This window comes from Micromonospora sp. NBS 11-29, from assembly GCF_002140155.1.
In the GTDB taxonomy this organism is placed as follows: domain Bacteria; phylum Actinomycetota; class Actinomycetes; order Mycobacteriales; family Micromonosporaceae; genus Micromonospora.
Map to the genome: position 1 here is coordinate 130,002 of NZ_NAPR01000017.1, position 11,064 is coordinate 141,065.

The 11,064-nt window shown below is 73.5% G+C and carries 8 protein-coding genes; all 8 read right to left on the minus strand.

Annotated elements, in window-relative coordinates; translation table 11 throughout:
• Window positions 1–168: 168 nt before the first annotated feature.
• Window positions 169–987, minus strand: coding sequence for a cell division protein FtsQ/DivIB (locus tag B1205_RS21280; RefSeq protein ID WP_089157220.1), 819 nt, complete (start codon window positions 985–987; stop codon window positions 169–171).
• Window positions 984–2,465, minus strand: coding sequence for a UDP-N-acetylmuramate--L-alanine ligase (murC, locus tag B1205_RS21285; RefSeq protein ID WP_089157221.1), 1,482 nt, complete (start codon window positions 2,463–2,465; stop codon window positions 984–986). Before murC ends, B1205_RS21280 begins: the two co-directional genes overlap by 4 nt.
• A 31-nt stretch (window positions 2,466–2,496) precedes the next feature.
• On the minus strand, window positions 2,497–3,603 hold the full coding sequence (murG, locus tag B1205_RS21290) for an undecaprenyldiphospho-muramoylpentapeptide beta-N-acetylglucosaminyltransferase (RefSeq protein ID WP_089157222.1): 1,107 nt from the start codon (window positions 3,601–3,603) through the stop codon (window positions 2,497–2,499).
• Window positions 3,603–5,018 carry an FtsW/RodA/SpoVE family cell cycle protein gene (locus tag B1205_RS21295; RefSeq protein ID WP_176308731.1) on the minus strand — a complete coding sequence of 472 codons (1,416 nt, stop codon included), beginning with the start codon at window positions 5,016–5,018 and terminating at the stop codon, window positions 3,603–3,605. The genes murG and B1205_RS21295 overlap by 1 nt, the downstream gene beginning before the upstream one ends.
• 235 nt (window positions 5,019–5,253) lie before the next feature.
• Entirely contained in the window at window positions 5,254–6,381 is a 1,128-nt protein-coding gene (mraY, locus tag B1205_RS21300) for a phospho-N-acetylmuramoyl-pentapeptide-transferase (protein ID WP_089157223.1), read from the minus strand.
• A complete protein-coding gene (locus B1205_RS21305; protein ID WP_089157224.1) occupies window positions 6,378–7,784 on the minus strand; it encodes a UDP-N-acetylmuramoyl-tripeptide--D-alanyl-D-alanine ligase in 1,407 nt (468 codons plus the stop codon). The genes mraY and B1205_RS21305 overlap by 4 nt, the downstream gene beginning before the upstream one ends.
• Window positions 7,781–9,343, minus strand: a complete 1,563-nt coding sequence (locus tag B1205_RS21310) for a UDP-N-acetylmuramoyl-L-alanyl-D-glutamate--2,6-diaminopimelate ligase (RefSeq protein ID WP_176308719.1) — start codon at window positions 9,341–9,343, stop codon at window positions 7,781–7,783. Before B1205_RS21310 ends, B1205_RS21305 begins: the two co-directional genes overlap by 4 nt.
• Before the next feature lie 52 nt (window positions 9,344–9,395).
• Window positions 9,396–11,064, minus strand: a 1,669-nt coding sequence (locus B1205_RS21315; RefSeq protein ID WP_254910107.1) for a peptidoglycan D,D-transpeptidase FtsI family protein, incomplete at its 5' end; no start/stop codon positions are given.

The window sequence follows — 11,064 nt, forward strand, 5'->3', positions numbered from 1 at the left end:
CACCCTCTTCCGACGGCTGAACCCTCACCCTCTACTAGAGGCTTAGAGCTATGTCAACCACTGATCTCTTCGGGGCAACGTATGCGCCGCCGCGCCAGGAGCCAAGGACCGCTCCGGCGTGTCGCCGACCGAGCGACCGGCGACACACGCCGGTCACTGAGCCGCGGGTCACTGGAACGTGACCACGTCCGGGGCGCTGACGTCGATCCGGTCGGCGTCGCGGGGCAACAGCGCGGTGGCCACCGCGGACTTGTCCGGGCCACGCGAGGCGTCGCCCCAGAAGACCGTACGGTCGCCGCGCAGCAGCAGCGTGATCCGGGCCAGCCCGGCCACGTCCACCGCGACCAGCTCGGCGCGCAGCTTCGGACCCAGCGCGGCGAGCACCGCCAGCCCCGCCCGGGTGCCCGGGTCGTCGGGGCCGGGCCGGGCCACCCGGACCAGCGGCAACCCGTCGGGCGCCCGGTCCAGGCGCTGGAACACCACGCCGGTGGCGTCGACGACGGCGACGCCGTCGCCCTGCGGCACCGCCGCCACCGGCACCCGCTCCACCACCCGGATCACCAGCGTCCCCGGCCAGTCCCGGGCCACCGTGGCCGACGCCACCGGCGGGAGCGTGCCGACCCGCCGGGCCGTCGCGGCCAGGTCCACCCGGGCCAGTGGCGCGTCGTCCGCCACCGCCGCCGCGTCGCGGACCTCCACCGCCGTGACCAGCCGCGCGCCGACCACCCGCACCTCGCGAACGCCGAACAGCCCGGTGCCGAGCACCGTCCAGGCGACCAGGCCGGCGACCGCGACCACCGAGACCGCTACCACCCAGGGCAGCGCGGCCCGCATCCGCCGCTGCCGGGCCCGGGCCATGAAACGACGGGTGGACGGCGGCACGGCGTCCGCGCCGGCCCGCACCAGCTGCCACCGCCGAACCGGGCTGCGCCGCGCCGCCCCGCCGTCCTGGCCGGAGGTGCGGCCGCGGGCCGGGCCCGGGCTCATCCGGCCGGGGCCGCCGCGCCGTCCGGGTCGACGCCGGCAGCGAGGGCCGGGGCGCCGCCGGTGCGCGCCAGCAGGGCGTCCAGAAGTTGATCGCCCATCAGCGAGATCGGTGGCGCGCCCATGGTCACCACGACGTCGCCGGCGCGGGCCCGCCGGGCCACCTCGGCCGGCACGTCGTCCCACGCCTCGACGAAGACCTTCCGCTCCGCCGGCAGCGGCACCGCCGCGATCAACGCGGCCGAGCCCTCACCCGGGTTGCGCAGCTCGCCCGGGCCGAAGACCTCCAGCAGCACCAACTCGTCCGCGATTCCGAGGGCGGCGGCGATCTCCGCCTGGAGGTCGCGGGTGCGGTAGAGCCGGTAGGGCTGGAAGACCACGATCAACCGCCCGTCGCCGGCCACCTCGCGCAGCGTCTGCAACGCCAGCGTCATCGAGGTCGGGTGGTAGGCGTACTCGTCGTAGACCAGCACGCCGTCGGCGACACCCTTGCGCTCGAAGCGCCGCCGCACGCCGGGGAACGCGCCGAGCGCGGCCTCCGCCGCCGCCACCGGCAGTTCCAGCAGGTACGCGGCGAGCACCGCCGCGGCGCTGTTGAGCGCCATGTGCCGGCCGGGCATCGACAGCCGGATCTCGCCCAGCGACCGGCCCTGCACCTCGGCCAGGTAACGCACCCCCTGCGCCGAGGAGACGACGTCGCTCATCCGCAGGTCGGCGTCGTCGGACTCGCCGTACGTCCACACCCGGCGACCCTCCGACCGCAGCGTCTCGGCCAACCGCCGGCCGCCCGCGTCGTCGGCGCAGGTGACGACGAAGCCGTCCGGGTCGGTGAGGCGGGCGAACTCGGCGAACGCCGCCTCCAGGGTGGCCAGATCGCCGTAGGTGTTGAGGTGGTCCGCCTCGACGTTCGTGATGATCGACAGGTAGGGGCGGTAGATCAGGAAGGACCGGTCGCTCTCGTCCGCCTCGACCACGAAGTGCTCGCCGGTGCCGTGGTGCGCGCCGGAACCGACCTCGGAGATCTCGCCACCGATGACGAAGGAGGGGTCGGCGCCGGCCTGCTGGAGGACCATGGTCACCATCGACGTGGTGGAGGTCTTGCCGTGGGTGCCGGCCACCGCCACCGTACGGCGGCCGGTCATCGCGGCGGCGAGCGCCTCGGAGCGGTGCAGCACGCGCAGGCCCCGGCGGCGCGCCTCGACCATCTCCAGGTGGTCCTGCGGAATGGCCGAGGAGTAGACGACGGTGTCGACCCCGTCGAGGTTGGCCGCCTCGTGGGTCATGTGGATGGTCCCGCCCAGCGCCCGCAGACCGGCCAGGGACGGCCACTCCCGCAGTTCGCTCCCGGACACCGGCAGGCCGCGGGTGAGGAAGAGCCGGGCCAACCCGGCCATCCCCACCCCGCCCACCCCGATCAGGTGGATCCGGCCCAGGTCCTCCGCGGTCATGGTGCCGGCGGGGGTGAACTGCGCGGTGTTCATGCCAGGTACCTTCCCGTCGCGGTGCCGCCCATCAGCGGGCCACCGCCTCGTAGACGAAGTTCAGCAGCGCCACGTCGCCGTCCCGGCGGCCGTAGGCGGCTGCGGCGTGGCTCATCGCGTAGAGCCGCTGCGGGTCCCGGATCAGCGGGATCACCGTGCGCTCCACCCAGGACGGCGTCACCTCGGCGTCGTCGACAAGCAGCCCGCCGCCGGCCTCCACCACGGGCAGCGCGTTGCGCTTCTGCTCCTGGTTGCTGTGCGGATAGGGCACGTAGACCGTGGGCAGGCCGATCGCAGCCACCTCGGCGCAGGTCATCGCGCCACCGCGACCCAGCATGAGGTCGGCCGCCGCGTAGCCCAGCTCCATCTCGGACAGGTAGGGCAGCGTCACGTACGGCACCGGCAGGTCGGTGGGGACGGAGACCGGCTCGTTGCGGGCGCCGATCACGTGCAGCACCTGCACGCCGTTGCGGGCCAGCTCCTTCGCGGCGCCGGAGACGGCCAGGTTGATCGAGCGGGCGCCCTGCGAGCCGCCGGCCACGAAGAGCACCGGCAGGTCGGGGCGGAGCCCGAAGTGGGCGCGGGCCGCGTCGCGCAGCGCCGCCCGGTCCAGGCCGGCGATGCCGCGGCGCAGCGGCACCCCGACCACCCGCGCGTCGCGCAGCGCCTCGGCCTGCGCCGGCTGGTGCGGGAAGCCCACCGCGACGTTCTTGGTGAACTTCATGCCCATCCTGTTCGCCACGCCCGGTGGCACGTTCACCTCGTGGATGACGATCGGCAGGTCACGCCGCCACGCGGCCAGGTAGCCGGGCACCGAGACGTACCCGCCGAAGCCGACCACCACGTCGGCCTGCACCTCGTCGATCACCTTGCCCGCGGCGCGGGCCGCCTTCCACATCCGGTCCGGGGTGCGCACCAGGCTCATGTTGACCGATCGGGGAAGCTGGTAGGCCGGGATCTGCCGCAGGTCGTAGCCGGCCGGCGGGATCAGCTCGTTCTCCAGGCCCTTCGGTGTGCCCAGGCAGGTGATCCGGACGCTCGGGTCGTGTCGGCGCAGGCAGTCGGCGAAGGCGAGCAGCGGGTAGATGTGCCCGCCCGTACCCCCTCCGCAGAGCACCACCGAACGCAGCGGACCCATCAGCGTCTCCTCTCGCTCGCCGCGCCGGTGCGCGCCCGGTCGGGCCGGGCGCCGCGGGCCGCGGCCTGGTCGTCCTGCCGACGCTGGCGGGACCGGGGCACGGGCCCACGATCCGCCGGGGGCGGCGCCGGTCGGCGACGCCGGCCGGGAAGCGGCGGCAACGGGGCCCACACTAGTCGGACCCATCGGGCCGGCGGACGGGCGTGCAGCGCCCGGGCCGCATCCGGTTCGGCGCGGGCGAACGAGGCGAGCATGCCGATCGCGGCCAGCGTCACCACCAGGGCGCTGCCGCCGTCGGAGATGAACGGCAGGGGTACGCCGGTCAGCGGCAGCAGACCGGTGACCCCACCGATGTTGATCACGGCCTGGCCGACCAGCCAGGCGGTCACCCCGGCGGCGGCCAGCCGGCGGAACGGGTCCTCCACCCGGCGGGCGATCCGCATCCCGGTGTAGGCCAGCACGGCGAACAGCACCAGGATCACGGTGCAGCCCACCACGCCCAGCTCCTCGGCGACAATGGCGAAGATGAAGTCGTTGTGCGCCTCGGGCAGCCAGCCGTACTTGAAGCTGCTCTGCCCCAGGCCGACGCCGAACCAGCCGCCGTTGCCGATCGCGTACCGGGCCTGGATGAGCTGGTAACAGTTCTCCAACTGCTCGTCGAAGCAGGTCTTCGGGGACGGCGGGTCCAGCCACATGGTCAGCCGGCCCAACCGGTAGTTGTCGGCGTCCCGGGAACCGGAGCCGGCGCCGAGCGAGGCCACCGCGACCAGCAGGCCGATGCCGAGCAGGCCGAGCGCGGAGAGCGAGGCGAAGACCCGGCTCCGCACGCCGGCCGCCCAGAGCAGGCCCACCACCAGCGCCACCAGACAGAGCATGCTGCCCAGGTCGTTGAAGCCGACCAGCACGAAGAGGAGGCCGACCACCGGGAACAGCGGGGTGGCCAGCTCCCGCCACCAGCCCAGCGCGGCGCCCTTGCGGGCCAGTACGTGCGCGCCCCACAGCACCAGCGCGAACTTGGCCACCTCGGCCGGCTGGAGCGAGATCGGGCCGAGGGAGAGCGAGAGGAGTTCGCCCTTGAGCGGACCGATCGACTCCACCCCGAACAGCGATTCCAGCGCGACCAGCAGGTTGAGCAGGAGCAGCAGCGCCACCGCCACGCCGAGCGCGGGACGGCTCACCGCCCGGAACGTGCTTGCGGGCAGCCGCTGGCAGGCCCAGAACGCCGCGACGCCGATCACCGCGAACACGGTCTGCTTGGTCAGCGAGGCCGAGGCGTTGCCGTCCAGGACGTAGTCCCGCACGCTGGTCGCGGAGAAGACCATGGTGAGGCCGATCAGCAGCAGCAGGCCGGCGCTGGAGAGCAGCAGGTAGTAGGAGGCCAGCGGCCGGGCCAGCAGCCCACGCAGCGCGGCCAGGCCACCGGCGGGATCCCACCCCCCGGCGGCCGGCGGATCGGCCGGTGGCGTGGCCGCGGGCGCACGACGGGCCGGCGGATCGCTGGTGACCTGGATGTCTCGTCCCTCCCCCACCCGCTCATCATGGCCGCTCGACCCGCCCGCCCGTGGCGCAACCGCCCCGCTCGGCGTGTCGAATCTGAAGGAAGGACCCCCTTTTAACAGACGTCTGTTAAAAGGGGGCCCTTCCCAGCACCTAGCTGACCGCGGCGAGGAACTCGCTGTAGAACAGCCCCAGCGCGATCGCCACCCCGATGCCGGCGATGATCCAGAACCGCACCACGATGTTGACCTCGCTCCAGCCGGCCAACTCGAAGTGGTGCTGCAACGGCGACATCCGGAACACCCGCTTGCCGGTGGTACGGAACGAGATGATCTGGATGACCACGGACATCGTGATGATCACGAACAGGCCGCCCAGGATCGGCAGCAGCAGGATGGTCCGGGTGGACATCGCCATGCCGGCGATCAGGCCGCCCAGCCCGAGCGCGCCGGTGTCGCCCATGAAGATCCGGGCCGGCGAGGTGTTCCACCAGAGGAAGCCCACACACGCCCCGGCCGCCGCGCCGGCGATCAGCGCGATCTCCAGCGGATCGCGCACCGTGTAGCAGTACGCCTCGGTGTAGTTCGGGTCCGCACACCAGTGCCGGTACTGCCAGAACGCGATCAGCCCGTACGCCGCGAGCACCATCACCGAAGCGCCGGTGGCCAGACCGTCCAGGCCGTCGGTGAGGTTGACGCCGTTGGTCGCCGCCATCACCACCATGATGATGACGATCACCGCACCGATCTTGCTGATTTCCAGCGCCGGGATGTCCCGGATGAAGCTCAGCGTGCTGCTGCCGACGGTCTCGGTGTTGGTCGCGTTGCCGCTGGGGTCGGTCATGCTCGACGGGAAGTAGAGCGCCACCACGCCGAAGGCCGCGCCGACCAGGATCTGGCCGGCCAGCTTGCCCCGCTTGTTGAGGCCGCCGCTGTGCCGCCTGCGGATCTTGAGGAAGTCGTCGATGAAGCCGACCGCGCCGGAGAACACCATCAGCCCCAGCAGCACCAGCGCCGTGATGGTCGGCTCGACCTGCGCGATCTGCGCGTCCGGCAGCGTGGTCAGGGCCAGGTGCCCGGCGACGTACGCGATGACGGTGGCCAGGATGAAGACCACGCCGCCCATCGTCGGCGTGCCCTTCTTGCCCTCGTTGCTGGCGAGCCCGAGGTTCGATCGGATCGGTTGACCGGCCTTGAGCCGGGTGAAGTACTTGATCGCGATCGGGGTGCAGAACAGCGAGATGAGGAACGCGACCCCGACGGCCACGATGACCGCCCTCATGCGGCGCCGCCCTCCGTCGTACCCTGGGCGTCCGCGCGCAGCGCGTCGGCCACGTCCCAGGTCCGGTACCGGGAGCCCTTCACCAGGACCACGTCCGATGGACGCAGCTCGCTCCGCAGCACCTCGACGGCCGCCGCCTGATCGGTGAGCAGCACCGACTCTCCTCCCCAGTTGCCTACCGCTGTCGCGCCCTCGTGGATCGGCGCCGCCGGCTCGCCCACCACGAGCAGCCGGTCCACTCCCAGTTCGGCCGCGAGCCGGCCGACCTGCTGATGCCCCTGAAGTTCAAAGTCGCCCAACTCGGCCATGTAGCCGAGCACCGCGACGGTACGCCCCTCACCCCGCATGCTGGCCAACGCGCGCAGCGCCACCCCGGTGGAGGCCGGGTTGGCGTTGTACGAGTCGTCGATCACGGTCACCCCGTCGGGGCGCTCGAACACGTCCATCCGCCGGGTGGAGACCAGGCCCAGCTCCCCCAGGGCCGCCGCCAGCTCGGCCAGGGGCAGGCCCAGCTCGCGGGCGACCGCCGCGGCGGCCAGCGAGTTCGACACCTGGTGCCGGCCGGTCAGACCGAGCCGCACCGGCGCGCTTCCCTCCGGCGTGACCAGCGTGTACGAGGGCCGGCCCCGGCCGTCCAGCGTCACGTCCACCGCGCGCACGTCGGCCTGCTCGGACTCGCCGTAGCGGACCACCCGGGCCCGGGTCCGCGTCGCCATCGCCTCGACCCGGTGGTCGTCGGCGTTGAGCACCGCAAGCCCGTCGGCGGGCAGCGCCTCGACCAGTTCCCCCTTGGCCAGCGCGATGGTCTCCACCGAGCCGAACTCGCCGAGGTGGGCCACCCCGACGTTGAGGACCACCGAGATCCGCGGCGGCACCACGTCGCACAGGTAGCGGACGTGGCCCACCCCGCGGGCGCCCTTCTCCATCACCAGGTAGCGGGTCTCCGGCGTCGCCTGCAACGCGGTGTACGGATGCCCCAGCTCGTTGTTGAACGAGCCGGGCGGTGCCACGGTCGGGCCGAGCCGCACCGCGAGCTGGGCGATCAGGTCCTTGGTGGTGGTCTTGCCGGAGGAACCGGTCAACCCGATCACGGTCAGGCCGGGCAGCCGGTCGACCACGGCTCGGGCCAGCCGTCCCATCGCGTCCAACGCGTCGTCGACCAGCACCATCGGCACACCCGGCACCGCACGGGTGCCGAGCACCGCGACCGCGCCGGCGTCCACCGCGCCGGCCGCGTAGTCGTGGCCGTCCACCTTCTCACCTCCGAACGCGACGAAGAGGCCGCCGGGGGTGACCTTGCGGGAGTCGAACTCCACCGTGCCGGTGACCCGGGCGTCCGGGTCGGCGGCGGTCAGCCGACCGCCGACCGCGGCGGCCACCTCGGCCAGCGTCAGCGGGATCATCGCTGCCCCACCAGGTCGCCGAAGCGGGCCCGCAGCGCCGCCGCCAGCTCCACCCGGTCGTCGAACGGCAGCACCTCGCCGCCGATCTCCTGGCCGCGTTCCTGGCCCTTGCCCAGCACCGCCACCACGTCACCCGGTTCCGCCACCCGAACCGCCTCCTCGATCGCCGCCCGCCGGCCGGGCACCTCGATGATCCGCGCCGGTGCGGCCGCGGCGTACGCGCCGGCCAGCACCTCGGCGCGGATCCCGGCCGGGTCCTCGGTACGCGGGTTGTCGTCGGTCACCAGCACCACGTCGGCGCCCCGCGCGGCCGCGCCGCCCATCACCGGTCGCTTGCCCCGGTCCCGGTCACCGCCGGCGCCCAGCACGCAGACCAGCCGCCCGCCGGTCAGGCCGCGCAACGCCGTCAGCACCGCCTCGATGGCGTTGGCCTTGTGCGCGTAGTCGACCACCCCGCGCACCGGCGCGTCGCCGCTGACCAGCTCCAGCCGGCCGGGCACCCCGCCGCAGGCGGCCACGCCGCGCGCCGCGACGGCCGGGTCGACGCCGGCCGCGACCAGCACGGCGACGGCCAGCAGCGCGTTCGCCACGTTGTGCCGGCCGGGCAGCGCCACACCGGTGGGCAACGTGGTCCCGTCCGGGCCGTGCAGCGTGAAGCGCTGCGCGTACCCCTCGCCGTCGATCCGGTCGGCCCACCAGGTCGCCGACGGGTCGCCGGCCGCCGAGTAGGTCACCGTGGCCGGCTTGTACAGCGGGCGCAGCGCCGGGTCGTCGTGGTTGAGCACCTCGACCCGGCAGCGCCCGTCGAACAGGCGGGCCTTGGCGGCGAAGTAGTCCGCCTCGTCGGCGTGGAAGTCCAGATGGTCGGAGCCGAAGTTGGTGTAGCCGCCGACGTCGAACTTCACGCCGCCGACCCGGCCCATCGCCAGGGCGTGGCTGGACACCTCCATCACCACGGCGTCCACTCCCCGCTCCCGGGCGACCGCGAGCATGGCGTGCAGGTCGGTGGCCTCCGGGGTGGTCCGGACGCTGTCCACCACCAGGTCGCCGAGGCGGGTCTCCACGGTGCCGATCAGGCCGGTGACGTGCCCGGCGGCACGCAGCCCGGACTCGATCAGGTAGCTGGTGGAGGTCTTGCCGGCGGTGCCGGTCACCCCGATCAGGGTCAGGCCGGCGGTCGGGTCGCCGTAGACCGTGGCGGCCACCTCGCCGAGCACGCCCCGGGGGTCGTCGACGACCAGCACGGGCAGGCCCGCGCCCTCGGCCAGCGGCACGCCGGCCGGATCGGTCAGCACGGCCACCGCGCCGGCGGCGGCCGCGGCGGTGGCGAACTCCGCGCCGTGCCGGCGGGCACCGGGCAGGGCGGCGTACAGGTCGCCGGGGCGGACCTCCTGGCTGGCGTGGGTGACGCCGGTGACGGCCAGCTCGGCGGCCCCCTCCGGCGGGTTCGATGCCAGTCGGGCGGCGAGGTCGCCGAGCCGGACCGGAAGCACGGTGGCGGGACGTGGATTGCCGGGCACGGCGTCAGACCCTACCCGGTCGTCCGGTTCCGACCGCACAGCCGCCCCGGTGGTTCGTCGCCACTCACCGATGATGTCCCGCCGTGCCCGCTCAGCGCGGAAAGACCTCGAACTTCGGCGACTTGTCGGTCCGCGACGGCGGCACCCGGTAGTGCCGGAGCGTGAAGCCCATCATCTCCCGGAACGCCGGCGCGGCGACCGCACCGCCCCCGCCGCCGGGGCTCCAGACGAAGACCGCGACCACGTAGCGCGGCTTCTCCGCCGGGGCCATCCCGATGAACGAACCGACCTCACCGGGCTGCTGCTTGCCGTTGTCGTATCGCAGACCGGTGCCGGTCTTGCCGGCCACCCGGTAGCCCGGCACGGCGGCGGCCAGGCCGGTGGCCTGCCCGTCCGGGCCGTCGACCGTGGTGACCGCCTCCAGCATCCGGCGCAGCGCCGCCGCGTTCGCCGGGCTGAGCACCGAGTGGGTGGTCGGTGCGGCGGTCGGCGTCCGGGTGCCGTCCGACCCGATCGTCTCCTTGATCAGGTGCGGCTGCACGTACGTCCCGTTGTTGGCGATGGCGTTGTACGCGGCGGCCATCTGCAGCGGCGTCGCGTCCACGCTGTGCCCGATCGGCACCGACCCGTACGCCGAGCCGCTCCACTTGTCGGCCGGGAGCAGCCGCCCGGGGGCCTCACCCGGCAGGCCCTCGCCGGTCGGCTGGCCCAGCCCGAACCGCTTCTGGTAGTCGATCAGCCGATCCGGGCCCAGCTTGTCGGCGACCGCGATGGTGCCGACGTTCGACGAGAACGCCAGCATGCCGGGGATGCTCAGGGTGCGGCCGTCCACCGGGTGGGTGTCGGAGAACTCGACCCCGCCCCGGACCACCGTGTTCGGCACCGGGAGCGCGGTGTCCGGCGTGATCACGCCCTCCTGGAGTGCCGCGCCGAAGGTGATCGCCTTGTGGATCGAGCCCGGGTCCACCACGAAGCTGGTCGCCACGTCGTCCCGGTCGGCCGGCGAGGTGACCTTCGTCGGGTCGGCCACGTCGTACGTCGGCTGGCTGGCCTGGGCCAGCACCTCGCCGGTGGGGACGTCCATGATCACGGCGGCGGCGACGCTGCCCTTGACCCGGGCCACCTGCTTGGACAGGATCCGCTGGGTCATGAACTGGAGGTCCCGGTCGAGCGTGAGCTTCAGCGAGCTGCCCGGCCGGGGCTGGGTGGTGCTGCTGTAGCCGCCCGGAATGGGTGCGGCCAGGTCGCCCAGGCCCACCTCGTAGGTCCGCTTGCCGGCCGCGCCGCGCAGCACGTCGTCGTACTTCGCCTCCAGCCCCTCCAGGCCGTTCATGTCCTGGCTGACGAAGCCGAGCAGGTTGGCGGCGAGGTCACCGCCGGGCACCTCGCGCCGCTCGTCCCGGTGCACGTTGATGCCGGCCAGGTCCAGCGCCATGATCTGTTTGGCGGTGCCGATCTCGACGCCCCGGGCCAGGTAGACGAACTGGGTCTCGCGGTCGGTGCCGGGCCGCTTGCGCTTGCGCATCTTGTCGGCCAGCTCCGATTCCGGCACGGCGAGCAGCGGCGAGAGCGCCCGCGCGGTGGCGAACCGGTCCTTGACCCGGGTCGGGTCGGCGAAGACGTACCGAGCCTCCACGCTGTGTGCCAGCGGCTCGCCGGTGCGGTCGAGGATGGCGCCGCGCGGGGCCGGCAGCTCGACCACCGCGAGCCGGTTGGGCAGGCCGCCGTCGGCGTACGCCGGGCTGTCCACGGTCTGGAGG

What these genes read in the sequence shown, in the direction of transcription:
- B1205_RS21280 (WP_089157220.1), bottom strand. Translation starts at nt 987, where the DNA reads ATGAGCCCGGGCCCGGCCCGCGGCCGCACCTCCGGCCAGGACGGCGGG.
- murC (WP_089157221.1), bottom strand. Translation starts at nt 2,465, where the DNA reads ATGAACACCGCGCAGTTCACCCCCGCCGGCACCATGACCGCGGAGGAC.
- murG (WP_089157222.1), bottom strand. Translation starts at nt 3,603, where the DNA reads ATGGGTCCGCTGCGTTCGGTGGTGCTCTGCGGAGGGGGTACGGGCGGG.
- mraY (WP_089157223.1), bottom strand. Translation starts at nt 6,381, where the DNA reads ATGAGGGCGGTCATCGTGGCCGTCGGGGTCGCGTTCCTCATCTCGCTG.
- B1205_RS21305 (WP_089157224.1), bottom strand. Translation starts at nt 7,784, where the DNA reads ATGATCCCGCTGACGCTGGCCGAGGTGGCCGCCGCGGTCGGCGGTCGG.